This is a genomic window from Butyricimonas sp., assembly GCF_019423355.1.
GTDB lineage: Bacteria > Bacteroidota > Bacteroidia > Bacteroidales > Marinifilaceae > Butyricimonas > Butyricimonas faecihominis.
Window position 1 is genome coordinate 483,806 of sequence record NZ_JAHZBP010000001.1, and the last position, 25,521, is coordinate 509,326.

At 45.1% G+C, this 25,521-nt stretch carries 19 protein-coding genes; 7 read left to right on the forward strand and 12 right to left on the reverse strand.

From position 1 onward, the window contains the following. Position 1 precedes the first annotated feature (1 nt). Both lpcA and QVC79_RS02030 read left to right on the forward strand, forming a co-directional pair. A complete protein-coding gene (gene lpcA / locus QVC79_RS02025; protein WP_270595389.1) occupies positions 2 to 580 on the forward strand; it encodes a D-sedoheptulose 7-phosphate isomerase in 579 nt (192 codons plus the stop codon). A 31-nt stretch (positions 581 to 611) separates the two neighbouring features. Then, on the forward strand, positions 612 to 1,283 hold the full coding sequence (locus tag QVC79_RS02030) for an inorganic pyrophosphatase (protein ID WP_124315946.1): 672 nt from the start codon (positions 612 to 614) through the stop codon (positions 1,281 to 1,283). 84 nt (positions 1,284 to 1,367) lie between these two features. Here QVC79_RS02030 and QVC79_RS02035 read toward each other — a convergent pair whose 3' ends face one another. From QVC79_RS02035 to QVC79_RS02045, 3 genes are all read right to left on the reverse strand, one after another. Beyond that, entirely contained in the window at positions 1,368 to 2,903 is a 1,536-nt protein-coding gene (locus tag QVC79_RS02035) for a YifB family Mg chelatase-like AAA ATPase (RefSeq protein ID WP_124316882.1), read from the reverse strand. Between the two features lie 73 nt (positions 2,904 to 2,976). Beyond that, complete coding sequence (locus QVC79_RS02040) at positions 2,977 to 3,738, reverse strand: UDP-2,3-diacylglucosamine diphosphatase (RefSeq protein ID WP_270595390.1); 762 nt, start codon at positions 3,736 to 3,738, stop codon at positions 2,977 to 2,979. 23 nt (positions 3,739 to 3,761) lie between these two features. Further along, positions 3,762 to 4,922: a DUF4369 domain-containing protein gene (locus QVC79_RS02045; RefSeq protein ID WP_124316883.1), complete on the reverse strand. Its 1,161-nt coding sequence runs from the start codon at positions 4,920 to 4,922 to the stop codon at positions 3,762 to 3,764. Positions 4,923 to 5,097: 175 nt separating this feature from the next. Here QVC79_RS02045 and QVC79_RS02050 point away from each other — a divergent pair, with 175 nt between their 5' ends. From QVC79_RS02050 to QVC79_RS02060, 3 genes are all read left to right on the forward strand, one after another. Continuing rightward, positions 5,098 to 5,523: a hypothetical protein gene (locus QVC79_RS02050; protein ID WP_270595292.1), complete on the forward strand. Its 426-nt coding sequence runs from the start codon at positions 5,098 to 5,100 to the stop codon at positions 5,521 to 5,523. A gap of 170 nt (positions 5,524 to 5,693) precedes the next feature. Further along, on the forward strand, positions 5,694 to 7,982 hold the full coding sequence (locus QVC79_RS02055) for a TonB-dependent receptor (protein WP_270595293.1): 2,289 nt from the start codon (positions 5,694 to 5,696) through the stop codon (positions 7,980 to 7,982). 55 nt (positions 7,983 to 8,037) lie between these two features. Further along, positions 8,038 to 8,586 (forward strand): heavy-metal-associated domain-containing protein, encoded by a 549-nt coding sequence (locus QVC79_RS02060; RefSeq protein ID WP_164719643.1) that lies wholly within the window; start codon positions 8,038 to 8,040, stop codon positions 8,584 to 8,586. Between the two features lie 56 nt (positions 8,587 to 8,642). On the opposite strand, the gene QVC79_RS02065 is transcribed toward QVC79_RS02060, so the two are convergent. The 5 genes from QVC79_RS02065 to rlmN all read right to left on the reverse strand — a co-directional run bounded on the left by QVC79_RS02065 (position 8,643) and on the right by rlmN (position 14,094). After that, the gene (locus QVC79_RS02065; protein ID WP_124316887.1) at positions 8,643 to 9,725 is read right to left on the reverse strand and encodes a phosphotransferase enzyme family protein; all 1,083 of its coding nucleotides are present in this window, start codon (positions 9,723 to 9,725) and stop codon (positions 8,643 to 8,645) included. Positions 9,726 to 9,764: 39 nt separating this feature from the next. Beyond that, on the reverse strand, positions 9,765 to 10,667 hold the full coding sequence (locus QVC79_RS02070; RefSeq protein ID WP_270595294.1) for a sugar phosphate nucleotidyltransferase: 903 nt from the start codon (positions 10,665 to 10,667) through the stop codon (positions 9,765 to 9,767). Between the two features lie 119 nt (positions 10,668 to 10,786). Further along, positions 10,787 to 12,100, reverse strand: coding sequence for a DNA recombination protein RmuC (locus QVC79_RS02075; protein WP_270595295.1), 1,314 nt, complete (start codon positions 12,098 to 12,100; stop codon positions 10,787 to 10,789). Between the two features lie 40 nt (positions 12,101 to 12,140). Beyond that, a complete protein-coding gene (locus tag QVC79_RS02080) occupies positions 12,141 to 12,704 on the reverse strand; it encodes a lipocalin family protein (protein ID WP_270595296.1) in 564 nt (187 codons plus the stop codon). Positions 12,705 to 13,059: 355 nt separating this feature from the next. Next, positions 13,060 to 14,094 (reverse strand): dual-specificity RNA methyltransferase RlmN, encoded by a 1,035-nt coding sequence (rlmN, locus tag QVC79_RS02085; RefSeq protein WP_118303802.1) that lies wholly within the window; start codon positions 14,092 to 14,094, stop codon positions 13,060 to 13,062. 189 nt (positions 14,095 to 14,283) lie between these two features. On the opposite strand from rlmN, the gene QVC79_RS02090 reads away from it, so the two are divergent. After that, positions 14,284 to 15,561, forward strand: a complete 1,278-nt coding sequence (locus QVC79_RS02090; RefSeq protein ID WP_270595297.1) for an ATP-binding protein — start codon at positions 14,284 to 14,286, stop codon at positions 15,559 to 15,561. Positions 15,562 to 15,835: 274 nt separating this feature from the next. Beyond that, positions 15,836 to 17,998, forward strand: coding sequence for a S46 family peptidase (locus tag QVC79_RS02095; protein WP_270595298.1), 2,163 nt, complete (start codon positions 15,836 to 15,838; stop codon positions 17,996 to 17,998). 245 nt (positions 17,999 to 18,243) lie between these two features. Here QVC79_RS02095 and QVC79_RS02100 read toward each other — a convergent pair whose 3' ends face one another. The 4 genes from QVC79_RS02100 to QVC79_RS02115 form a co-directional block, all read right to left on the reverse strand. After that, on the reverse strand, positions 18,244 to 21,369 hold the full coding sequence (locus tag QVC79_RS02100; RefSeq protein ID WP_270595299.1) for an efflux RND transporter permease subunit: 3,126 nt from the start codon (positions 21,367 to 21,369) through the stop codon (positions 18,244 to 18,246). 148 nt (positions 21,370 to 21,517) lie between these two features. Continuing rightward, complete coding sequence (locus QVC79_RS02105) at positions 21,518 to 22,609, reverse strand: efflux RND transporter periplasmic adaptor subunit (RefSeq protein WP_270595300.1); 1,092 nt, start codon at positions 22,607 to 22,609, stop codon at positions 21,518 to 21,520. 20 nt (positions 22,610 to 22,629) lie between these two features. Next, positions 22,630 to 24,057 carry an efflux transporter outer membrane subunit gene (locus tag QVC79_RS02110; RefSeq protein WP_270595301.1) on the reverse strand — a complete coding sequence of 476 codons (1,428 nt, stop codon included), beginning with the start codon at positions 24,055 to 24,057 and terminating at the stop codon, positions 22,630 to 22,632. A 98-nt stretch (positions 24,058 to 24,155) separates the two neighbouring features. Next, on the reverse strand, positions 24,156 to 25,349 hold the full coding sequence (locus QVC79_RS02115) for a DUF4252 domain-containing protein (RefSeq protein WP_270595302.1): 1,194 nt from the start codon (positions 25,347 to 25,349) through the stop codon (positions 24,156 to 24,158). Between the last annotated feature and the right edge of the window lie 172 nt (positions 25,350 to 25,521).

Consider the following 25,521-nt stretch of genomic DNA (forward strand, 5'->3'; position numbering starts at 1 on the left):
TATGGATAGTATCAAGAAAAGTTTTTTGGAGGCGCAGCAAGTGTTAGCTGATTTCGTGGCGGATGAGGAGAAGTTGGAACAAGTCGGATTGGCGGCAGAGATATTATCCCGGGTATTGAAAAACGGGGGTAAGGTGATAAGTTGTGGAAATGGTGGTTCTATGAGTGACGCCATGCATTTCGCCGAGGAACTTACCGGACGTTTCAGGGGAGACCGTCCTGCACTACCGGCAATGGCAATTTCCGATCCGACTCACTTGACCTGCGTGGCCAATGATTTCGGGTTTGAGTATGTGTTTTCCCGTTACGTGGAGGCACACGGGAAAGCGGGTGATGTGCTATTGGCAATCAGTACTTCCGGTAATTCAGAGAACATTGTGAAAGCCGTTGATGCGGCTCACCGCAAGGGTATGTTGGTGATCGGGTTAACCGGTAAGGATGGCGGTAAAATGAAGAATATGTGTGACGTGAATATTTGTGTTCCTTGGAACGGGTATTCCGATCGGATTCAGGAGATTCACATCAAGGTGATTCATATTCTGATTGAGCAAATCGAGGCGCATTTGTTTGCGGAACAATAAAGAGGTGTATATGTTTTTAATAATATAAGTTATGGGAAATAAAATTAATGATCCTATTGTCCGGTTGATGGGACTTAGGTACAAGTCACATCCGTGGCATGGTTTGGATATTGGGGAGGATGCGCCGAACGTGGTTACCGCGTTTATAGAGATGGTACCGACGGACACGGTGAAGTACGAGTTGGATAAAGTGAGTGGGTATATAAAAATAGATCGTCCGCAGAAGTATTCGAACGTGGTTCCCGCTTTATATGGTTTTTTGCCGCAGACCTATTGCGGAGATTTGGTCGCCGAGTATTGTATGTCGCAGACTGAGAGAACGGATATTCACGGGGATGGAGACCCGCTTGATATTTGTGTCCTGACCGAGAAAACGATCTCTCACGGGGATATTATTGCGGAAGTTCGTCCTATCGGGGGATTCCGGATGTTGGATAAGAACGAGGCGGACGATAAGATTATTGCCGTGTTGAAACATGATGCCACGTATAATATTTACAATGATATTTCTGAATTACCGCACGTGATCATCGATCGGTTGCGGCATTATTTTTTAACCTACAAGGATCTTCCCGGTGAAGAACGACGCACGGAAATCACTCATGTCTATAATAAAGAAGAGGCTTTCGAGGTGATTCGTAGAAGTGCCGAAGATTATAAAAATCACTTCCAAGGACTTGAAGATATACTAAGTCGGGTATAACGGTAAGGTAAAAGATAAAAACTAAAAGATAAAAGTTAAGTGAGAATTCAACTTTTATCTTTTAGTTTTTATCTTTTAGTTCTCTCATCCACCCCATCCGTCCTTGTCGAGACTTCGGTATTGTATGGCCTCGGCGATATATTGCGGGGTTATTTTCTCGTTATGGTCTAGATCGGCAATCGTTCGTGACAATTTGATGATCCGGTCGTAAGCCCGGGCGGAAAGTCCGAAACGTTGCATGGCAATCTTTAGTAGTGCAACACATTTATCGTCTAGGGGGCAATACTTTTTTAGTAGCGGCGAGGTCATCTGGGCATTACAATAAATCCCGGGGTAAGATTGAAATCGCTGGGTCTGGATGGCCCGGGCTGCGATCACCCTAGCCCGAACAACAGAACTTGGTTCACTGTCCGAGGAATTTGTGATCTTGTCAAGCTCTACGGGAATCACTTCAATATGTATGTCAATCCGGTCGAGTAAAGGACCGGATATTTTCGATAAGTATTTTTGAACGGCTCCGGGCGGACAATTACATTCCTTCGTGGGATGATTATAGTACCCACATGGGCAAGGGTTCATGGATGCGATTAGCATGATGTTAGCCGGATATTCCACGCTGAACTTGGAACGACTGATGGTAATCTTCCGATCTTCAAGCGGTTGTCTCAATACTTCCAGTACTGCCCGGCGAAATTCTGGGAGTTCATCTAGAAATAAGATGCCATGGTGAGCAAGTGATATTTCCCCCGGTTGAGGCCAAGATCCCCCGCCAACAAGTGCGACATCAGATATGGTATGATGCGGCGAACGAAAGGGACGTGAAGTAATTAAGGAATGATTATTTTGAATCTTTCCCGCGACGGAGTGGATTTTCGTTGTTTCCAGTGCCTCTTCGATGGTCATGGGAGGGAGAATGGTCGGTAATCTTCGGGCCAGCATGGTTTTTCCAGAACCGGGAGAGCCGATCATAATCATGTTATGTCCGCCTGCGGCGGCAACTTCCATCGCGCGTTTCACGTTTTCTTGTCCCTTCACGTCTTTGAAATCAAGCAAGTCATCATCGGGAAATGCTGTCATGACTTGCTGATCGAAAGAAATGGGAGAGAAGTCTTTTTCCTGTTTCAGAAAAGCGATCACTTCACTCAGATGGTGGAAACCGTAAACTTCAAAATCTTGAACCACGGCAGCCTCGTTAGCATTCTGGTGGGGCAGAAGAATACCTTTAAAACCTTCTTTTTTGGCGTGTATGGCGATGGGAAGTACCCCTTTGACCGCTTGTAGGCTACCATCCAATGACAGCTCACCCATGATCAAGTATTTATCCAGTTGTGCGTTAGGTAACTGGTCATTAGCCGCAAGGATTCCAATGGCTAGCGGTAGGTCGAAAGACGATCCTTCTTTCTTCACGTCGGCGGGAGCCATGTTGATGATGACTCGTTTACCCGGAATCTTTAGCCCGATTTCCCGGAGGGCGGAATCAATTCGTTGCTGGCTTTCTTTTACCGCATTATCGGGTAAGCCGACAATAATAAATTTTGCTCCCCAAAGAATATTGACCTCGATTGTGATGGTCAAAGCGTTGATTCCGTACACTGCACCCCCGAAAATTTTAACTAACATACCGTCTGATCTTATGTTTCACATACAGGCATGTAAGTTAAGATTATTTCACATGAAAACAATGCAAAATAGGTTATTTGTTGCGATCAAGTTTTTCAAGAGAAACCTTCTCTCCGTCGAATACGGCATAACTGAAATGCGTGATCCAGTCTCCCGTGTTGATATAGTGGCTGTTGGGTTCGAGTTCAAGATTGAGAGGTAAATGGCGATGGCCAAAAATGAAATAATCCACGTGGTGTTCTTTCAAGATATTCCGGCAATAAATAACGATTTCTTCTTTGTCATCTCCCAGATAGCCCCTCGCCTCGATTTGTCCGTTTCCTTTCAGTCGGGAATGGGATGACCATTTATTGGCTAAAGCGATCCCCCAGTCGGGATGGATAAATCGGAAACATCTTTGTAGGAAACGATTATGGAAAGCGTTACGCAGGAAAAGATACCCTTTGTCGTTCGGGTTCAGGCCGTCACCATGTCCGATAAGGAAAGACTTTCCGTTTAGCGTGGTTGCAAGCATGGAAGTGTGCAGGATAACACCACATTCTTTTGCCAAGTAATCGAAAGCCCAGATGTCGTGGTTACCCGTGAAGAAATGTACCTTAATTCCCTGATCCGTGAAATTGGCCAGTTCGGCAAGAAAGCGTACGTGGCCTTTGGGTACGACGTGTTTGTATTCGAACCAAAAATCAAACATATCACCAAGCAGGTAAAGTTCCAAGCAATCAGGTTTGATGCTTTGCAAAAACTCCACGAGCATAATTTCTCTCTCCAGATTATCTTTCAATAGTTTGGCACCCAAATGTGCATCTGAAAGAAAATAAACCTTCTTACCCTGCATGATGATATGTTCGTCCAATATAATTATTTTTTCAACAAGTCGTTCAAACGGTCTTCCAAACGGCTGCCGTACAAATTTTTACCGACAATTTCTTTCTTTTGGTTAATGATGTAGTTTGCCGGAACACTCTTCACGTTCCAAGTCGAGGCTGCCCGACTTTGTAATGCTCCTTGATCCCATACGCAAATCCAGTTGATCTTGTTCGTTTTTATCACGTCTTCCCAAAGAAATTTGTTTTTATCCAGACAAACCATGTATATTTCCACTCCCCGGTTTTTGAACTTGTTGTACACGCTTTTCATCTGGTCAATGTACTCTTGGCTCTCTTTGGCCGTGATCAGTCCGAAGTCAAGCACGATGAGTTTCGATTTGAGGGAGTTCAGTGAAACATCCTTGCCATTCACATCCGGCAGGTTAATATCCGGCAGAGATCCTTCCGTGTTGTTAATTACGGCAGCCAATTGTTGATTGCGGATAGCTTGGGATATTTGTTTCAAGTGATTCATGATTGCCTTCGTGTACTGGGATTCGGGATAAAGGGCGGTCAAGGATGATGCCACCACTTTAAAATAGTGAAGGTCTTCGAACTCGTCCATCACTCCGATATTATCATCAATTTTTTGATAAAGGGCATAGTAAGATGCCGGAGAGGTGGCGTGTTTGATAATGAAGTCACGGGTGAAACTGATCTGTTTGTTGATGGCCTCTTCCCATGCCTTGGCGTATTCCTGACGTTGAGCGTCATACTCGGTTCCTTGTGGGAGAGCTTGGTAGGATCTCTTCAAAGAATCTGTTGTCGTGATGGTACGGGTGATTTGGAAATTCAAGAGTTTAATCCATAACGAGTTTTCAGAACCGTCCACCCAATAGTTATTTTTAATGTCCTTCAGCGTACCACTGACTTCAAGTACCTCGTCCGGGCTGGCGATCAAGGTCACTTGCTCGTTGTTAGAAAATCTTAAAGAATAGAATGTCGGGAGTTCGATGTTGAGTTTAAATTTAAACTCCCCGTTCTTGTTAATTTTTGTTGAGTCGATTGTTTTTCTTGAACTTACATCTATTTGTTCCAGATATACTTTCGTGTTGGCTGCATCTTTGATGGCTCCTGTAATTTCGACATTCGTCTTTTCACTACAGGATGCGATAAGAACTACAAGTAGTCCAAGTAATAGTATTTTTCTCATAATTTGTTGGAATGATATAAATAATCTACATCTTGATTTATGAAGTTCGAAAGTAATACTTTTTTTCTATTTTTCACATCATCGGATTAGATTTTCGGGGAAAAAACCGTTAATTAATTGTTAATGGTGTATTTCGGGGAATCGAAATTTGAAAATTGTTTTATTTTTGCAAATGATGAAACAGAAAAAATTGAATATACCGGCACTTTTGCTCTTGTTTACCTTCTTGTTAGGTACGATAGGCGTGAATGTAAGTAAAGTGTACTGTCAGCGTTGCCAGGAAACTTACTTGCACGTGATGGTTATTCCTCAGGACATCCCGTGTCCGTGTACACATGGTTGTTACTGCTGTCATCATATGTGCCACAATGCGCACAAAAAGAATTGCGATAATGCGAAACAAGAACATACTTATTATAAAGTTTCCGGTGATTGGGCAATGTCCCATTTCGAAATACAGTTCTGCGATATGGTGCGGGAGTGTAATTTTATGATGTCTTTACCGGATGCGGTTATTTCTAATGTACAACCCTTTAATTCTCCTGTTGCATACATAGACACGTCTCCGCCTTTGGAGTTGCTATGTATTTTCCGTTGTTGATTAAATTTTGATCCGTGACGAAGATGCTTTAAAAGTATCTTTCGACGAGTCGTGTGTATGCGTCTGACTTGACTGAAACGTTATTTAAAATTTAATCAAGAGAGAACGTGTTTCGTGGCATTGGGTAAAAGAAATATCCCCGGCACGTTCCTGAAAATCGTGGAATCTATATGAGAAATTTGTTTATTGTAATGTGTTTACTTGCCTCTGTTGGCTTACAGGCACAGACCATAAAAGGGCGTGTTATGGAAGAAACGGAAAACGGAGAGGTGGCGTTACCCGGGGCGAATGTCTATTGGGTAGGGACCTCGAAAGGATCTGTTTCGGATGCGAACGGGGAATTTAAGATCAAGTGGGAAAAGGTTGGGAAGTTGGTCGTTAGTTTTATCGGGTACCGCTCGGATACGATAGAGGTAAAATCCACGGATAAATTCGTGACCTGCACGTTGAAATCCGGGGAGCAATTGGATGAGGTGAGCGTGGCTGCCCGTAAACAGAGTACCGTGATGTCGACTCAGGGACCTTTGATCGAGCAATTGATCACGGGCGAAGAGTTGTGTAAGGCGGCTTGCTGTAACTTGGGTGAGAGTTTCGAGACGAATGCCTCGGTTGACGTGTCGTATGCCGATGCCGTGACGGGTGCAAAGCAAATCCAGCTATTGGGATTAACCGGAAAGTACGTGCAGATGATGACAGAGAATATGCCTAATTTCCGGGGATTGGCCTCTTTGTACGGATTGACTTATATTCCCGGTCCTTGGATGTCCGCGATTTCCGTTTCAAAAGGAACGGGATCGGTGATTAATGGTTACGAATCGATGGCCGGGCAGATCAGCGTGGACTACAAGAAACCCCGTGACCCGGAGTTACTCTCGGCTAATGTCTTCACGAGTAGCGAGGGGATGTACGAATTCAACTCTAATTTCAGTATCAAGTTCAATGACAAGTGGAGTACGATGTTCCTTTTACATGGAGACTGGATGGAAGAGCCTCATGACGGGAACAAGGACGGATTCTTGGATATGCCGGAGAAAACACAATACAACGTGATGAATCGCTGGGCGTATAAAAATGATACTTGGTATTTGCAATTCGGGGGTAAATTTATCGACGAGGAACGGAATGGCGGACAAACCACTCATGGTGGACATGCTCATGCAGATGAGAAATACGGGTTGTATAAAATTGGAATCGACACTCGTCGTTACGAGGCTTTCTTGAAGTTAGGTTACTTGATGCCCCAGTATGAGAACACGAGTATGGCGATTTTGGTGAACTATTCCGATCACACGCAGGATTCTTATTATGGGCCGAAAATGTATAACGCCGGGCAGAAGAGTTTGTTCGTGAACTACATCTACCAGTCTATCTTCGGGACGAATCCCAGCCAGATGTACTCTGCCGGGTTGAGTTTCAATTACGACAAATATGACGAAGATTTCCGTGATCCGGTTTTCAATTATGGAGAGGATATTTCTACCGATTTCATAAATATGAAACGAGAAGAACGGGTGCCGGGAGCTTTCTTCCAGTACACGGGAGAGTTCTTGGATCAGCGTTTTATCGTGATGGCAGGTTTGCGCTACGATTATCACAATATTTTCGGGAGTATTTGGACTCCGCGGGCTCACATCATGTATAAACCGGATGAATTCACCAGCATTAAGGCCACTTTTGGTCGCGGTCTGCGTACTCCGAATATCTTGGCCGAGAACAGTTACTTGCTGGCCTCTGCCGCGAACTTCTACGTGAATGGCGAGTTGTTGGGTAAAAATCCGGCTTTACTGGATGATCTAAAAATGGAGGATTCTTGGAATTTCGGGGCTAACGTGAACCGGAAGTTCGAAGTATTCGGGCGTACCTTGAATATCAATTTGGATTATTATCATACGAAATTCAACGACCAAGTGGTGGTGGATAACGAGACGGCATACAACAAGGTGAACTTTTATAACTTAGACGGGGATTCCTATTCGAATTGTTACCAGATAGAGGTGAAATACGAGTTGATCCCTCGTTTGGAGGCCACGTTAGCTTATCGTTACAATGATGTGAAGACAACGATAAACGGTGATTTGAGACGTACTCCTTTAACGAGCCGTTATAAGGGATTGGTGAATTTGTCATATTTCACGAATTTGAAGAAATGGCAGTTCGATTTCACAACCCAGTTCAACGGTTCTGGACGTTTGCCGGAGCAGGGTGGGATTGCCGATGAATATCGGGTCGCCTCCCGTTTTGATGATTTCCAGATCATGAACGCGCAGGTTACGAAATATTTCCGTTTGTGGAGTATTTACGCTGGATGTGAGAATATCGGGGATTTCACTCAAAAGAACCCGATCGTAAATTCCCATAATCCTTGGAGCGATACCTTTGACTCGTCGAAAGTGTGGGGACCTCTTCACGGACGTAAATTTTATATCGGTTTGAGATTTGCCTTAGATCGAAAAGAATAATCAATAAAATAATTACTTTTGAAAAACAATGTTTTTAATAACTAATACATTTACTATGAAAACAATGAAAATTTTATTCACGCTGGTAGTGTTCGTTATGATGGGTTTAACCGTGAGTGCCCAAGCTAAAAAAGATACAACCGTTATTTTTAAAGTAGGAATACATTGCCCTTCTTGTAAGGCTAAACTGGATAAAGATATGCCTTTCGAGAAAGGAATCAAGGATTATAAGTTGAACATGAAAGATTCAACCGTGTTGATTTCTTTCCGTACCGACAAAAACTCTGTTGAGGCATTGCGGGCGGCTATCGAGCGCCATGACGTGAAAGTAGTGGGAATGTGTGATAAAGACGGTAAGTTGATGAAATGTGGTAAAGCACATAAATGTTGTAAAGAAGGAAATAAAGAAGCTTGCAAGGGAAGTTGCGGCGAGAAACATAATTGCAGCGGTACTTGCGGGCAAAGTTGTGGCGAGAAAAAGTGTGATAGCAAATGCGACCAGAACTGCGAGTCAAAAGAAAGCAAATGTGAAGGAAAATGTGGTGACAATTGCTGTTCCAAGACAGGTAAAACAGACGAGTGCTGCAAGAATAAGAAAAAGTAAGGAAATATTCTTGAAGGATACAAAAAAACGGTAGCTTTCGCTACCGTTTTTTTGTATTATTGATCCAGAATAAACTGGTTCATCTTGTCGAATTGTCGTTCCATGTCCTGTAATAACCTTACTTGAACTTTAGCCCGTTGCAGGTTATGCTCGGGATAGGTGATCGGGTAATAATGATCTCCGTCCAAATAATCCGTCAAGAAACGGACAGCTTGCAGGTAGGTCATCAGCATGCATCCTTGCGCGAGGGTCTTTTTTTCTTTGAGCGTGAAAAGGTGTTTGGCTTTTTCCATGAATCCGGCGGTGAAAGCCTCGAAATAATCCATGTTAAAATGCACCTCGTCAAGATTGCGGGTTTCCTCTCCGGCTGTGTTACAGGACGAACGAATAGCATCCCCGAAGTCGTAATGCACGATTCCCGGCATCACGGTGTCCAGATCGATCACGCATAACGGGTGATCATTGTGGTCGAACAGGAGATTATTAGCTTTCGTGTCATTGTGAGTGACCCGGAGCGGTAGAATACCCTCGTCTTTCATCCGTTGTAATTCCAACATCTCGTTATCGAACTTTTTCAAATATTCGAGTAATTCCTTGCTTGCCTCGATTCGCTCCGGTTCGGCTTTGGCCAAGGCTTCTTTTAATTCCCGTTGGCGGCGGGGAACATTGTGAAAAAGCGGGATGGTCTCGATCAACAATTTTGCATCAAAATCGGAAATCCGGTTCTCGAATTCCCCGAACCCGATACCCACTTGATAAGCGATCTGGGAATCCGGGATAACATCGTAGCTCTTTGATCCTTTGATAAAGAGTGATAGCGTCCAGTAGTTTCCCTCGTAATCTTTGTAGTAAGCGTTTCCCTTGTCCGTGTAGAAATACGTGATGTATTTGCGGGTAATGTCGCTCACTTTGTGTCGGATAAGCCGGTTGCGGATATGCCCGCACACTAGTTCTTTGTTTCGCACCAGTTTTGGGATGTCCTTGAACACGTTGCCGTTGATCCTTTGGAGAATGTACTCGACATCCTCGTCCACTTTCACCAGATAGGTGTCGTTAATATGGCCAGAACCGTACGGTGTAGCGGATATAAACCGCCCGCTCGATACGAACGTGTCGTAAATTCTCTTCAGTTTGTCCATGCTTAGTTGTTTTTTAGTGTTTACCCGTTTTTATGCTATTTACTGTCCCATGTCGGTATATAATCCTTCCCCGTCGAATTTCTGCAAGGCATTGTTCACCAGCTCCGTGTCCTCTTTGTATGTCACGCCGAACCATTTGGCGCTGGTGTTTAAGACCTTCACTTTCACGGCCTTTTGCTTGATAAGTTCGTCAACCACGAAAGGTATGTAAATCTCTGCCTTGGGATTTTCGCTGTTCTTGTGGTAGAACTCGATGAATTGTTTCTCGATCTCCCCGAAAAGCATGGGCGAGAATCCCCAGAAATTCATGGAAACCACGTCATCCTCGTGCAAAACTACTCCCGAGTTCAGGTCTTTAATTACGTCACCTTCCCGACCGATTTTCGTGCGTTCGGTGATACTGGTCAGAAAATTGTCCCCGTCAACCGTGCATATTCCTCTGGATACCGTCCCGTTCTCGGATAGCGTGGCTGCCAACCGGTAGCCGGCCAAGCTGAAGCATCTCTCGTCGGAGTTGCTGGCTACGAAATCGTGCATCTTCACGAAGGCATCCCGTCCGTAAAAGTCATCGGCGTTGATCGCGATAAACGGTTCGTGTATATGGTCTTTTGCGGCCCAGATGGCGTGAGCCGTTCCCCAAGGTTTTTCCCGCTGGATCGGGGGTAGGTTACCGGGCAGTTGATCCATTTCTTGAAAACAGTACACGGTTTCAACCAAGCTTTCTGCATATTTTCCCACGGCCTCTTTAAATTCGTTCTCGAAACTCCGGCGGATGATGAAAACAATCTTGTCAAACCCCGCGTGTACGGCGTCATAGATTGAATAATGCAACAATGTTTTCTTGTGAGGTCCGAGTAATGCCAGTTGTTTCAAGCTACCGAACCGGGAACCCATCCCTGCTGCCATGATGAGCAAGGTCGTCTTATTCTTCGTCGTTTCCATGTTTTTATATTTAATCTTTTTACTTGTATTACCTTCTTTCGGGCAAAGCTAATAAAAACTGCGGAAAGAATCTAGCAAGTCGTGTTTTGTTTTATTTCAGGTGAAAATCTTGGTTGTTTTTATGCCTCGTCCTCTTCTGAAAATGGATCCAGTAGTGGGTTTTGCTCCTCTTTAGCCGGAAGGGCCTCGACCGAGCGGAGTTGTCGCTGTATGGCCCGGGTTCGTTTGCCCATGACCTCTTCCAGTTGGTTGTTAGCGGTTTGGAGATTTTTTTGGGCTTTCTCCAGAAGTCCCCCGAACTTCTCGAATTCGGCCTTCACGCCACCAAGAATATGCCACACCTCGCTGCTGCGTTTTTGGATGGCCAGCGTGCGGAATCCCATTTGCAGGCTGTTCAGTATCGCTGCCAGTGTGGTAGGCCCCGTGACAATCACGTGGTATTCCTGCTGTAATTGTTCCAGCAAGGCTGCCCGGCGGGTAACCTCTCCGTATATGCTCTCGAAAGGCAGGAACATGATCCCGAAGTCCGTGGTATGTGGAGGGGCTAGGTATTTGTCCCGGATGTCCTTTGCCATACCGCGAATGGTCTGTTCGAGTACGCGGGAAGTGGTTTCCACCCGTTGCAAGTCTCCGGACTCGTAGGCGTCAAGGAGTTGCTCGTAAACATCCTTCGGGAACTTGGCGTCGATGGGAAGGTAGACCGATTCGTCTCCTTCCGCCCGGCCGGGAAGTTTCACGGCGAACTCGACCAGTTTGTCCGATCCGGGTTTGGTCTTCACGTTTACATCGTATTGATCCGGGGCTAGAATCTGTTCCAGTAGCATGGAAAGTTGTACTTCCCCGATCGTTCCCCGTATTTTCACGTTGCTAAGCACTCGTTTTAGCCCACCGACATCTTGCGCCAGTGTCTGCATCTCCCCTAAGCCTTTCTGCACGTTTCCCAGTTGCTTGCTGACGAGTTCGAACGATTGTCCGATGCGTTCGTGCAGGGTCTTTTGTAACTTTTCATCCACGGTGGCTCGCATCTCTTCCAGTTTCTTTTCCGTGTTTTGCAAGAGCTCCTGCTGGCGGAGTGATAGTTCCCCGAATTTTTCCCGTTGCAGGCGATTGAATAATTCCATGCTTTCGGCAAAACTTTTCTGGAAAGCCTGTATGGCGGAATTGGTCTGGGTGGTGATATTCTTCAGGGTTTCCCGATGTTCCGTCCGGAAATGGTTGAGGGTAGAGGCGAGTTCTTCCCGGTCTTTGCGGGAACGGTTTTCGTCGTTTTCCCGGTTATAGCGGGATTCGTCCCGGATCACTTTTTCGAGGTCCGAGATGGATCGTGATACATCCCGTGCGGTACTGTCCTTGCGGGAACGAATATGTAATCCGATGAGGATGATATTGAGAATGAGAAGTAAAACGCAGGATATAAGTATAAATAATTCCATATTTCTGAACCTTTGGTTGTTCAAAAATATGGAAAATAACTCAGAGTTTAGTCAACTCTTCCCGAATTTGTTCCTGCCCGTGCGGGACGAAGATGAGAGCGGTGGTGTCGTACCCTCTTCGTCGCGCCCGTTGCATCAAGTCGTCCAATTTCTTGGGCGAGAGTTTCGGCGTGCGGCTCACGATCCAGAGATGATCGCATTGGGAACTTCCGATGAGAGCCGCGCTGTAATCTTTCTCGACTTCCAGAATGTGATAATCCGTGTTGAAGATCAAGAAAAAGGTGACTTTTAGAACGCCCGGTCGTGTCGTGTCCGGGATATGCACGTGACCCACGATCTCTTTTTTCTCTCCCCGGAGACTGTCTTGGTAACCTCGTCCGATAACCTCGATGCTACCGTCTGGTTTGATGGTGTACTCGGTTGTTACCCCGACCAAGCCTCGCTCGAAGGGATGGTCAAAGCGTGCGATTTCATACCATAGGCCGACGTACTTTTTTAGATCCAGTGTGTCTATGGCCCGGTTATCGACGATCTTGTCGGATTGTGCTGTTGCTGCCATGATATTGCATCCGACGAGCAATACGGCTAATAAGAAGAACTTCATACTATGAGTTGATAATTAGGTGTTTAGTTTCTTGTAATACGAGAAGTCGGGACCCGATGTTCGTTTATAAGATTTATAAAGTCTGTAAAGTTTATAATGTTTTTTGGGGAGGTATTACCATCCGTTATCAAATGAAGAATAGATGAGTACTTAAGGTAATCGCCAGATAATTAATAATTAAAGACTAATTAGGTTCGTATCAAAGACGTTCACGAACGTCTTTGATACGTCTTTGTAGCGAAGTTGATACGTCTTTAATCCCTAAGTACATCGAATGTGCAACGGGTAAACACGGTGTATTACCTTGAAAAAGTTTACTGTAAACCTATGTCAGAATAGCTAAAAATGTAGTAGGCTAGCTATTTTTGTTGGCCAGTTGTCCACAAGCCGCATCAATGTCTTTTCCTTTACTGCGACGGATATTCACCACGATATTTTTACTTTCGAGGTAACGAACAAATTGATCCCTGCAGGCATCCGGGCTGTGACGGTAGGGGGCGTTGTCCACTTCGTTGTACTCGATAATATTGATTTTCACGGGGAATTGCCGGCAGAATAAGGCGAGAGCCTTGGCATCGTCGAGACTATCATTGACACCTTTTAGTAACAGGTACTCGAACGTGGGACGTGTCCCCGTTTTATCCACGAAATACCGAATAGCCTCGGCGAGTTCGGTAAGTGGGTAAGCCTTGTTTATCGGCATGATTTTGTCCCGGGTCGTGTTGACTGCCGAGTGGAGCGAGATGGCAAGATTGAAACGAACGTCGTCATCTGCCAGTCGCTTGATGCCTTCCACGATGCCGGAGGTGGATAGCGTGAGGCGATAGGGGGACATTCCCAATCCATCCTCTGCCGTGATGCGTTCTATGGCGGCAAGGACATTCTCGTAGTTCAGAAGTGGTTCGCCCATGCCCATCAGTACGATGTTGGATAACGGTAGGCCCCGTTCTTCCCCCAGACGTTTCACGGCAACTACTTGGTCGAATATTTCTTCCGGCAACAGGTTGCGGGTGAACCCCAACCCACCCGTGGCACAAAAGCTACATTTTAGTTTACATCCGACTTGCGAGGAGACGCACACGGTCGATTTATCCTTGCTTGGGATAAGTACGGTTTCAATTAAGTTCCCGTCGGGAAGGGTAAAGCCGAGTTTTGTCGTACCGTCACTACTCTCTTGTTTATGGGTAAGTGTGGCCGTTTGCAGGATAAAGTGGTTGTCCAAGAATTCCCGGAAGTCTTTTGACAAGTTGGTCATGTCCTCGAAACGGGTCACTCCCTTTTGCCAAAGCCACTGCCAGATTTGTTTAGCCCGGAATGCTTTTTCCCCGTGTTGTACGAGGACGTTTGCTAACTCTTGTAACGTGTACGCTCTTATATTCGTTTTTTCCATGTCATCGCTTTTTCCGCTGCAAAAATACGGAATAAAATCAATAATTCTAATAGGTTGTAGGTATATTCATGACGGAGCGTGTTTACTAAAAGGCATCTTCATTGTTTGTGAAATAAGAAGAAAAACCAAATATGCTCAATATATTAAGCATAAATTTGCTATATTTGCATTATATAAAGGGCATGGTATATGGAAAAACGGATTATCAAGGCAATTATTGCGGAACGCCAAAAAGAGATTCGCGAGATTCAGCTTATCGAGAGACCAATACAATTTGAAGAAAATATGAATTATGTATTGGTGGGGATTCGACGTGCAGGTAAGTCGTACCAGATGTATCAAGATATACAAAATCGGATAAAAATGGGAAAAGCGGAGATCGAAGACTGTCTTTATATTAATTTCGAGGATGAACGAATTGCTTTGCTTGAGGCGTCAGAGTTAGGCCTGTTGTTGGAGTGTTATTCCGAAATGTTTGGAAATCGTAAACCATTGATATATCTTGATGAAATACAAAATATCGTTGGTTGGGAAAAGTTTGCACGTCGTTTAGCTGATTCAAAATATCGGGTTTTTATTACGGGAAGTAATGCCAGTATGCTTAGCCGGGATATTGCAACAACTCTTGGTGGACGTTACATTGTTCGGGAGATATTCCCATTTTCATTTGCTGAATATTTGTCATACCACGGTTTGGAACTTAAAAAGAATTGGGAATATGATCCGGATCAACGGGTACAAGTTGTCCGGCTATTTGATTCATATTTTCATTTTGGAGGTTTTGCCGAAACTTTTCTTCTTCAAGATAAAAGAGAATGGATAAACTCGCTTTATCAAAAGATTCTTTTAGGAGATATTATTGCCCGTAATGAGATTCGTAACGGAGGGGCTATACGATTGTTGTCTAAAAAGCTGGCGGAAAGTGTTATGCAGCCGACCACGCAAACCCGGTTATTGCATATCGTGAAATCTTCCGGGAGTAACGTTAGCCGTAATACTTTAGCGGATTATTTAGTTTACATGGATGATGCTTATTTGACTTTTAGTATTCCGAATTTTACGGATACAATGGCAGAGCGAGCCTCTAGCCGTAAGCGTTATTATTACGATAACGGGTTGCTTAATAATTTTTTATTTGATGGGGAAACCAAATTATTGGAAAATATGGTGGCAATTCATTTGATAAAGTGTTATCAGAAAGTGGAGGAGGAGGGTGTATTCTTTTACAATAAGGGGGTTGAGGTGGATTTTTATGTTCCGGACAAAGCTATGGCCATTCAAGTTTCATATAGTATTGATGATCCGATGACTAGGGAACGAGAGGTACGAGCGTTACGTAAGATGTCGGAAGTATTTCCGATACGGAAGGGGATCATCGTGACTAGAGATGAAGAACAAACAATATTTGGAGAGAGCTTGGATATAGAAGTCATTCCTGTTTGGAAATGGTTGTTGAGGGCGGAATGATCTCCCCAAAAATGATTTAAAACCCGATCCGGATGTCGTTTTGGGAGAAGTATTCCTCCGGGGTTTTCACGATATACATTCATGGGTTTCGTCTGAGGATTAATATACTCTGACAGCGTGTTGTAAAATGTTATAATAATATTAAATCACGGTAAGTTACATAAGGTTTCTTTGAATTAAATTGTATATTCGCGATCGTTTGTGGGAGGCGAGGGCATAATTTGACAGGAATTAAATTAGATCAGATTATATATTAAACGTGAAATTTAAACAGATGAAGAGAGTTTTTATTATTGTATTTGCTTTGCTTTCAACGTCAATCGTGCGGGCGGATGAAGGTATGTGGCTTTTGTCATTGCTCGGGAAGAACATCGAGCAGATGCAGGCACAAGGCTGTAAATTGACGGCGGAAGATATTTATTCCGTGAATCAGGCATCGTTGAAAGATGCAATCGTTGGATTAGGAAACGACGGACGCCCTTTCTGGCATTTCTGTTCCGGAGAGATCATTTCGGACAAAGGATTGGTATTGACGAACCACCACTGCGGATTCAGCGTGATTCAAAAGCACTCAACCGTGGAACATGACTACTTGTCAAACGGTTTCTGGGCTTACAAATATAGTGAAGAGTTACCGAATCCCGGTATTACTGCGTCTATCCTGCAACGTATGGAAGACGTGACCGATCAGGTGAATGCCGTTTTGAATGATAATATGTCAGAAGAAGAACGTGCAGCAGCTATTGATGCTATTTCTAAACAAATTTCTGCCAAGGCAGTACAAGGAACTAACCTTCAAGCTCAGGTACAGGAGATGTTCGAGGGAAATCAATTCTTTCTGTTGGTTTACAAGATTTACCGCGATGTTCGTTTAGTAGGCGCACCGGCTCAGAGCATGGGTAAATTCGGAGGTGACACGGATAACTGGTCTTGGCCCCGTCACACGGCAGACTTCTGCATGATGCGTGTGTACACGGGTCCTGACGGTGAACCGGCTCCTTACAACACGAGTAATGTTCCGTTGAAACCGAAACATCATTTGCCTGTTTCTGCCAAAGGAGTACAGGATGGTGATTTTGCCATGATCATGGGATTCCCCGGAACAACCGATCGTTTCTTGACTAGCTTCGGTTTGAAAGAGACGATGGATGTAACCAATGATATTCGTTATAAAGTACGTACCGAGAAGTTGCGTATCATGAAAGAAGGAATGGACGCTGCCGCTGCCACTCGTATTCAATACGCATCTAAATATGCACAATGTGCTAACTATTGGAAATATTCTCACGAGCAGAATATTGCGTTGGAGAATTTGAACACGATGGGTGAGAAAGAGAGAATCGAGCGTGAATTTACCGCTTGGGTGAACGCTGATCCGGCTCGCAAAGCTAAATATGGTAATGCTTTGACTTTGATCAAAGAGGGTTACGAGGCTATGCACCCGTATAACGTGGCCATGTCTTATATGCAGGAGGCTGCATTACAAGGTCCTGAAGTTCCGTTATTCGCTTTCCAAGTGGCTAATACTTTGGAAAGAGCTTTGGATGCAAATACCCCGGCTGAAATGAAGGATATGTACATCGAGGCAATCAAGAAAAATGCAGCAGGTTTCTTTAAAGATTTCAACAAAGATGTTGACAAAAACTTGATGGCTGCTTTGTTCAAGATTTATAGTGATAACGTGGCAGCCGAATGGCATCCTGAAGTGATTAACTTGATCAACAAGAAATACAAAGGTAATTACGAGAAATTCGCTAAAGAATTGTCTGACAAATCTATTTTCACGGATGAGGCTCGTTTGAATGCGTTCCTTGAAAAACCGGATATGAAGAAATTGAATAAAGATTTGGGTTATATCACGGGAAAGAGCTTGTTCGAGGTTTACCAGAAATTAAGCGGGGAAATGAGTTCTATGCGTAGCAATATTGCCAAAGGAGATCGTTTGTTCGTGAATGGATTGATGGCAATGGAACCGAACAAAGTATGGGCTCCGAACGCTAATTCTACTATCCGTTTGACTTATGGAAACGTGAAGAGCTATAAACCGAGAGATGCCGTGTTCTATGATTATTACACCACGTTAACCGGTGTTATGGAAAAAGAAGGCCCGAAAGGTGGCGAGTTCGAAGTACCGCAAAATTTGAAAGATTTGTATTACGCAAAGAATTTCGGACGTTACGGTGCTGACAACATTTCCGTGAACTTCATCACGAACAATGATATTACAGGTGGTAATTCCGGTTCTCCGGTGATCAATGGTAACGGTGAGTTGATCGGAACCGCATTTGATGGAAACTCAGAGGCTATGTCCGGTGATATTGATTTCGAGGAAAACTTGCAAAGATGTATCAACTTGGATGCTCGTTACATGCTGTTCATCGTGGACAAGATCGCGAATGCCCAGAACTTGATTAACGAGATGACGATTGTATTCTAATTGTTTGAAAGCCTCGTTAAGAGGGTGAATTTAAGTTTTTAAAAGAGTGTACTTTACACATATAACTGTGGAGTACACTCTTTTTTGTATTTCTACCCGAAACTAACCCAAATAAAGAAGTAATCTAACCCAAATAATCTCACTCATTCAGAGATCACTCAGAGTTTATTCGTGGCTTAAATATCACGGCATGGGGAAGTTCTGAATGATCTCTGAAAGAGGTTCGAATAATGGATATTATTTCCTTAGGATTTCTGTTTCTTTCGGGTTAGTCGTTCTTGTAAAGACTGCATGACATAGTAGAAATTGGGCATGAAAAGTGTACCCACCAACGAGGTCATCAGCATCCCGGCGAAAACGGCTATCCCTAACGAGATTCGACTCGCAGCCCCGGCTCCGGTGGAGATGACCAGAGGGAAAACACCGAGGATGAAAGCGAATGAGGTCATCAGGATTGGACGTAGCCGAACCTTTCCGGCCTCAATGGCTGCCTCGGAGATCGGTTTCCCGGCAGCTCGATAGTCTCGGGCAAATTCCACGATCAAGATGGCATTCTTGGCGGTTAGAGCGATTAACAGGATGATACCGATTTGGGTGTAGACGCTGATCGGAAGATTCATCACGAGACACCCGATGACAACCCCCAACAGGGCAATGGGTAGTCCCATGATCACGGCAAACGGCGAGGTCCAGCTTTCATATTGAGCAGCGAGAATGAGGAAAGCCACAAGAATGGCGAGTATGAAAATCATTGTCGTGGTCGATCCCGCACTCTCTTCCTGATAGGCCAGTCCGGTCCATTCGTAACCGAAGGTGTTGCCTAGTTCCTGCTCGAATACCTGTTGCATGATAGTCAAGGCTTGACCGGAGCTATAACCTGAGGCTGCACTTCCGGATAGGGAGGCTGCCGAATAGGTGTTGTACTTGGGAAGAAGTTCTGTCCCTAGGCGTTGTTCCACGGTCGTGAAGGCAGAGAAAGGAACCATTTCACCCTGCGTGTTCTTGACATTCAAAAACAAAACGTCATTAATCACTCTCCGGCTGTCGGGAATGCCTTGAAGTTTAACTTGGAAGGTCCTGCCGTATTTCACGAAGTTATTCACGTAAATAGAACCGATGTATGCAGAGAGAGCGTTAAACACGTCTCCTATCGGGATTTGCATTAATTCAACCTTGTCCCGGTCGATGTTTAGGTAATATTGCGGAACGCTGGCGCTGAACGTGGACCGGAGCATGGACAGACCGGGAGTTCCGTTACCTGCATCAACCAGATGATCGACGGCTTGTTGCAGGGATGTGGAACCGTAGTTATTGATGTCCTCCACCATGAGTTCAAACCCGCTACTTTCTCCTAGGCCGGGGATCGGGGGAGGGGAAACGGCGTAACTTTGTGCCTCCGGGATTTCGAGATAGGCCAGTTCATTGAATCGGGTCGTGATGGCATCTACTCCCAAGGTTTTGCTTTTTCGCTTGTCCCAGTTTTCGAGCATGACGAAGATGGAGGCCGCGTTAGAGTTCTGGGCGTTGTCCATCATGGAGAATCCATTGATGGCAATATAGGTTTTTACCCCGTCGATTTGCTTTAATATCTCACCCGCTTTGGCTGACGCGGATTCTGTCCGGGAGAGGGATGAACCGTCCGGTAGTTGCATGGAGACCACGAAATACCCCTGATCCTCGTTCGGGACGAAAGTTGTCGGTAGTCGTAAGAAACCGATGAATGCCAGTATGGCAAGAACCAAGAATGCCAGAATTGCCAATGCCGATTTCCGGATAAAACCTTGTACCACCCACGTGTACCCGTTCGTAGTTTTCTCGAAAAGCTTGTTGAATCCCTTGAACGGGAAGAATTTGGATGGTTTGGCGGGTTTTAGGAAAAGGGCGCATAATGCGGGACTTAGAGTCAGGGCATTGAACCCGCTGATAACGGTTGCAGCCGCAATGGTTAAAGCAAATTGTTTGTAAAGCATTCCCGTGATCCCGCCAATAAACGCGGTCGGGATGAACACGGCCAAGAGGACAAGGATAATGCCCACGATAGCCCCCGACACCTCTTTCATGGCTTGGGTGACAGCAGATTTCATGTCCGCATATTTTCCGGTCTCGATCAGGCGGTAACTGTTCTCGACAATGATGATTGCGTCGTCCACTACCAACCCGATGGCCAGCACCAACCCGAAAAGGGTTAGTGTATTGATGGAAAAGCCCATAAGACCCATGAACGTGAAGGTCCCGACAAGTGATACCGGGATGGCGATCAGGGGAATCAGCATGGCTCGCCAGTTTTGTAAGAAGATCAGAATGACGATCAACACGAGTAGAAAAGCCGTCCCCAGCGTTTTATATATCTCTTTGACAGATGCATGAATAAATTCGGTCGTGTCGAGCGTGATATTCAGGTGTACGCCTTCGGGTAAATACGAGGATAACGTGTTTACCCGGGCTTTGATGCGTTGAGCCACATCCAAGGCGTTTGCTCCCGGAAGTTGATAGATGGCTATGGCGGCCACCGCCTGACCTTTTAACAGGGCGTTTGTCGAGTACGTCTGGCTGCCCAGCTCGATTGTGGCCACGTCTTTCAGGCGTAGGTATCTTCCGTCGGAAAGTGTTTTTACAATGATGTTTCCGAATTCTTTTTCATTGACCAGCAATCCTTGGGTTTCCAGTGTGTATTGGAAGGCTACCGGACTGGCAAGCGGGGGAGCCCCTACTGCCCCGGGGGCTACCTGTATGTTTTGGCTTTCGATGGCAGAGATAATCTCTTGCGGGCTGATGCCCCGGATGGTCAGTAAGTCGGGATTCAGCCAGAGACGCATACTGTAATTTCCTGCCCCGAATTCCCCTACGCTGCCTACTCCTTTTACCCGTGATAATTCGTTCACGAGATTCAATTCTGCATAGTTGGATAGGTAAAGAGCGTCATAACTCGGGTTATCGGAGGTCAACGTGAGAAACATGACCACGTTGGTGGATTCTTTGGTGGTGGTAACTCCTATTTTTGTCACTTCTTGCGGAAGTGAACTTAGGGTCATGTTTACCCGATTCTGTACGAGAACGGTAGCCATGTCCAAGTCGGTACCGACCTCGAAGGTTACGGTAAGCCGATAGACCCCGGCACTGGAAGAAGTGGATGACATATAAAGCATTCCTTCGACCCCGTTGACTTGTTGCTCGATCGGGGTCGCCACCATCTGTGCGATGGTCGTGGCGTTTGCTCCCGGATATTGTGCCTCCACGACTACCGTGGGAGGCGTTATCGTGGGGTATTGCTCCACGGGTAACGATCTCAACGTGATCACACCTGCAACCACGATTAATATAGATAGGACGGTGGCAAATATCGGTCGATTGATGAAAAAGCGAGATAACATCTTGTTGATTTTAAATTTTAGATTTCAGATTTTAAATTTCAACAACGCGAGTTGGTTGCTTTTAGATGAATGATTTTTAGTTTTAGATTTTGTAATTCTCAAAGCGTCGTTTTTGTGTGGCTGGAATCTAAAATCTAAAATCATTAAATCACAGAATGGGATTGATTTTCATTCCCGGACGTACGTTGATGAGGGCTTTGGTCACGTAGCGGTCTTCTAGGGTGAGACCGCTGGTGATTTCCCGCATCCCATCGGGAGTGAGTACTCCGACTTCCACTTGACGGAAGACGATCGTGTCATTCGGTCCCACGAGATAAACATAGCGTCCGCCTTGATTGGTTCCGAGGGACGATTCTGGAATGACAATCGCTTTCGGGACACTTTTGTAGGGGACAATGACTTTCACGTACATCCCGCTAAGAAGTTCCCCGTTCGGGTTGCGGGCAATGGCTCGCAGGTTGAGGGTTCCCGTGTTGAGGTCAATGTTCGGGGAACTGTAATCCAGAGCGGCGATCCAAGTCTTTTCCGGATTATTCACGTCTTGTATGGTGACCGGGAGGGCAGACGGGGTATTCTTGGGTAACCGGGCAAAGTCCGGGTAAGCCATGTTGAAATAGAGATACATTTGGTTGTCCTTGTATATAGTGGCTAGAGCCGAATTACTGGCATCTGTTCCGACCATGTTGCCCGGATCGACCATGTTCCGGGAGATTCGCCCGGTAAAAGGTGCTTTCACGATACAGTATGAAAGGTCTATATTGGCCAGACTTAACTGGCTCCGGGCTTCTTCGTAAGCCGCGAGGGCTTCTCCATAGTCGGATTGGGCTTGAAGGTAGTCTATCTCACTGATCGCTTTGGTCTTCACGGCCTCCTGCATCCGTTCGTAGGATGCTTTCGTGTAGGCGAGTTTCGATTTACTACTTTCCACGTTTGCCTCGGCTTGTGTCACTTTATCTTTATAAGGTTGCGGCTCAATCACGAAAAGAGTTTGCCCTTCGCGAACCCGTTGTCCGGGAGTGAATTGATAGGATTCCAGATAGCCCGAAACCCGTGCCACGAGATTTACCGTTTGTTCCGCTTGTAAATACCCCGGGTACTCAAATGTATAGACCACCGTGCGCAACTGCGGATGATCAACGGCAACCGAGGGTGTTGGAGCTGTTTCCTGTTGTTTCTTCGATTTGCCACATCCGGCCAAAAGAAGAATAGAAATAACGCAAATAATGGAAAATGCTTTCATATGGTTAGTTTATAAAGTTCTTAAAATTCACTTACCGGCCATCCCCCTCCTAGGGCTTGATAAAGTTCTATCAGGTAGCGAAGGGAGGCTGTTCTGGCTTCCACAAGGGAATTCTCGTAGTTCAAAAGACTGATTTGGGAACTTAACACGGTCTGGTAACTGGCCAATCCGTTTTTGTATTGTTCTATTGCGAGATCTAACGTTAATTGTGACTGTTGGAATGCGTCGTTCAAGGCAGATATTTGCAGGAGTGATTTGTTGTAAGTTACCAGCGCATTATCCACCTCTTGCAAGGCGGTCAGTAATGTTTGATTGTACGAGTTGATCTCTTCGTCAAGTTGTAATTGGGCAGATTTCTTGGATTCCACCAAGTTTCTACCGCTGAAAATGGTCCATTTAATAGAGGGAGCGATTTGCCAGATCATGTTTTCTTTATTCGTAAACTGTTCGAAGTTTTCGGACGAGTAGCCGAAGAATCCGGTCACGAGGAACTTGGGCCACCAGTCGGCACGGCTTGCCCCCACGGCTTCAGCCAACCCGTCAATCGTTCTCTCTGCTGAACGTACGTCAGGACGCTGGCGAATCAGATTGGCGGGAATACCGTTCGCTGCTTGCCGGGGATTGGTCGGGATGGGACGGATTTTTAATAACGAGTCCCGAATGGCAACCGAATGTTCACCGATAAGAACCCCGATTAGGTTGATCTGTTGGGCGATGGTTGATTCGATTCCCGGTAATGACGCTTTGGTTTGTAGGTAGAGGCTCTTGGCTTGTGCCGCATCAAGTTGGGAGGCTAATCCGAGTTTGAACCTTGATTCGGTGAGTTCCATAACTTTCTTTTGTGACTCGATGTTTTCACGGGTTACTTCCAGTTGTTTCTGGGCGCTCCGCAAGTTGATATATGCCGTGGATAATTGTGCGGCAAGAGATACCATCACTCCCCGGTAATCTTCTTGTGCTGCAAGATAGAATTCTTTCTGAGAAGAACTCTCTTTCCGGATTCGTCCGAACACGTCGAGTTCCCAGTTTAGGTTGACGGTGGCGGTTCCGTTCCGTTCAATAATATTTTTTTTATCTGCGCTAAGGCTGCTCTTTTCCGGGGCATAATTGGCTGAAAAATAGATGGTCGGGTAGTAGGGACTGCGATCCACCCGCAGTTTTGCTTTTGCCATCTCTATTTTGCGAATAGCATTTCGCACATCGTAGTTTTTGATGACGGCTTTATTGATCAGCGTGTCGAGAATCGGATCTTTGAATAGTTGCCACCATTCATCGTTGGAGGGTAAGGTTTGTTGCAAATTCGAATGTTCACTTACCTTTTTATATGGTTTGATCTTTTCCGGTTGGTCGGGTAGATATTGTCCGGCATTTCCGGTTGAAGGGATGAGGGTGAATAGAAATAATGTTAGGAAATAACTTCCCGTTCTCGTGATAGCAGCCAATTTCATAACGTATGCGTTGATTGTTAGTTTATAGCGAGAGTGTGTCAAACAACTTTTGACACACTCTCGTGTATTGCTGCTATACGTTTTTTAAAAGAAAAATGTTAGAAGAAGAAACCCATTTTATCGGTTACGATAATGACTTGGGCTGATGGGGCGCCTAATAATTGTCGTTCCAGTTCGGATACCGGGCGAATCTGTATAATTTGTACCGGATCAATATTGAAACTTCTTGTCAGACGGTTGTTGATAATCAAGGCCGGTTCTTCCAATTTCTCGGGATTCAACGTGTATTCCTGCTTGTTGTACTTGTATTTCAGCACACCGTTGGCATAACTGATGAATTGTCCTTTTTTCTGTTTCGTGTTGATTACCACGTATGATTTTTTGGCATTCGTCGGGGAGGTAATCATGTTCACGGTAGCGATTTCGTCGGGAATACCGTTTTTAAGGGAATCGGCTGCGTATTCGATACCGTCGATCACGTAAGATACTTCCGAGTTTTTGGCGTTTACTTTTATACGGGTTTTCCCGTTTTCCTGAATAACTTCCAGACCGTTGGAAATGGATTCTCCCATCCCTTCCATATCCGATTCTCCGCTAAACATGGGTCCCATGTCACGGAACATTTCTTCCGCTTTTTTAAGCATATCGTCCATGCTGCCGAAACTTTCCCGGAATGAACCAAAAGGATCTTTCCCGAAAATGGAATCTCTTTTTATACCAAAGCGTTCTTCCAGTTTTTTGATAAAATCGGAACCGGATGCAACCTGATCTGTCGGCGTGTTGATGTAAGCCAAGCGATCGAGTCCTTTCACTTTTAGCGCGTTGGCGATTTCATCCACGTTATCCAGTTGGATGTTACCCTTGAGTTCCACGATAGAAAGTGTTTCTGCATCTTCGCTCCATAGAACGAGAGACGTGATACGTTCTTCGTGTTGTGTCACGTAGAGGTATTCTTGGCTGTAAGCTCCCCGGTGGCTACGCACGAGCGTGTATTTGGCCTCGTTTTCCACGATCGGGGTGATGCGTTGAGAAATTTCTTCCACAACCTTGGGTGTGGCCCGTTTGATGTCAACTTGTATCACGTTGATTTCTTTTATGTCTTTCAAAGCCTCTTCCGCGGGTAGGGACAGGTCACCTTGTTTGTAAAGGCTGTAAAGCGACGGGTTTAACATCGTTACGGTTATACCATCCTTGTTGCGGAATGCTTTCATTTCCTTGCCGACCTGAGCCTGTAATGGCAGGATCGTGACAAGGCTTACCATCATGCATGTTAATAGACTTTTGATCTTCATAACTTGACTATTTTAATGTTTTACTGATACGTACTTCTATTCGGAGAGTAAATGTAATGTAATAACTCGTTCATTCTCCCCTGCTTAACGTTATTTACAAAAGTTATACCATTGGGCGATAAATTTTATACCTTTGAAGCCGAAAAATGATTAGGTGATTAGGTGATTTATG

What these genes read in the sequence shown, in the direction of transcription:
- lpcA (WP_270595389.1), top strand. Translation starts at nt 2, where the DNA reads ATGGATAGTATCAAGAAAAGTTTTTTGGAGGCGCAGCAAGTGTTAGCT.
- QVC79_RS02030 (WP_124315946.1), top strand. Translation starts at nt 612, where the DNA reads ATGGGAAATAAAATTAATGATCCTATTGTCCGGTTGATGGGACTTAGG.
- QVC79_RS02035 (WP_124316882.1), bottom strand. Translation starts at nt 2,903, where the DNA reads ATGTTAGTTAAAATTTTCGGGGGTGCAGTGTACGGAATCAACGCTTTG.
- QVC79_RS02040 (WP_270595390.1), bottom strand. Translation starts at nt 3,738, where the DNA reads ATGCAGGGTAAGAAGGTTTATTTTCTTTCAGATGCACATTTGGGTGCC.
- QVC79_RS02045 (WP_124316883.1), bottom strand. Translation starts at nt 4,922, where the DNA reads ATGAGAAAAATACTATTACTTGGACTACTTGTAGTTCTTATCGCATCC.
- QVC79_RS02050 (WP_270595292.1), top strand. Translation starts at nt 5,098, where the DNA reads ATGAAACAGAAAAAATTGAATATACCGGCACTTTTGCTCTTGTTTACC.
- QVC79_RS02055 (WP_270595293.1), top strand. Translation starts at nt 5,694, where the DNA reads ATGAGAAATTTGTTTATTGTAATGTGTTTACTTGCCTCTGTTGGCTTA.
- QVC79_RS02060 (WP_164719643.1), top strand. Translation starts at nt 8,038, where the DNA reads ATGAAAACAATGAAAATTTTATTCACGCTGGTAGTGTTCGTTATGATG.
- QVC79_RS02065 (WP_124316887.1), bottom strand. Translation starts at nt 9,725, where the DNA reads ATGGACAAACTGAAGAGAATTTACGACACGTTCGTATCGAGCGGGCGG.
- QVC79_RS02070 (WP_270595294.1), bottom strand. Translation starts at nt 10,667, where the DNA reads ATGGAAACGACGAAGAATAAGACGACCTTGCTCATCATGGCAGCAGGG.
- QVC79_RS02075 (WP_270595295.1), bottom strand. Translation starts at nt 12,100, where the DNA reads ATGGAATTATTTATACTTATATCCTGCGTTTTACTTCTCATTCTCAAT.
- QVC79_RS02080 (WP_270595296.1), bottom strand. Translation starts at nt 12,704, where the DNA reads ATGAAGTTCTTCTTATTAGCCGTATTGCTCGTCGGATGCAATATCATG.
- rlmN (WP_118303802.1), bottom strand. Translation starts at nt 14,094, where the DNA reads ATGGAAAAAACGAATATAAGAGCGTACACGTTACAAGAGTTAGCAAAC.
- QVC79_RS02090 (WP_270595297.1), top strand. Translation starts at nt 14,284, where the DNA reads ATGGAAAAACGGATTATCAAGGCAATTATTGCGGAACGCCAAAAAGAG.
- QVC79_RS02095 (WP_270595298.1), top strand. Translation starts at nt 15,836, where the DNA reads ATGAAGAGAGTTTTTATTATTGTATTTGCTTTGCTTTCAACGTCAATC.
- QVC79_RS02100 (WP_270595299.1), bottom strand. Translation starts at nt 21,369, where the DNA reads ATGTTATCTCGCTTTTTCATCAATCGACCGATATTTGCCACCGTCCTA.
- QVC79_RS02105 (WP_270595300.1), bottom strand. Translation starts at nt 22,609, where the DNA reads ATGAAAGCATTTTCCATTATTTGCGTTATTTCTATTCTTCTTTTGGCC.
- QVC79_RS02110 (WP_270595301.1), bottom strand. Translation starts at nt 24,057, where the DNA reads ATGAAATTGGCTGCTATCACGAGAACGGGAAGTTATTTCCTAACATTA.
- QVC79_RS02115 (WP_270595302.1), bottom strand. Translation starts at nt 25,349, where the DNA reads ATGAAGATCAAAAGTCTATTAACATGCATGATGGTAAGCCTTGTCACG.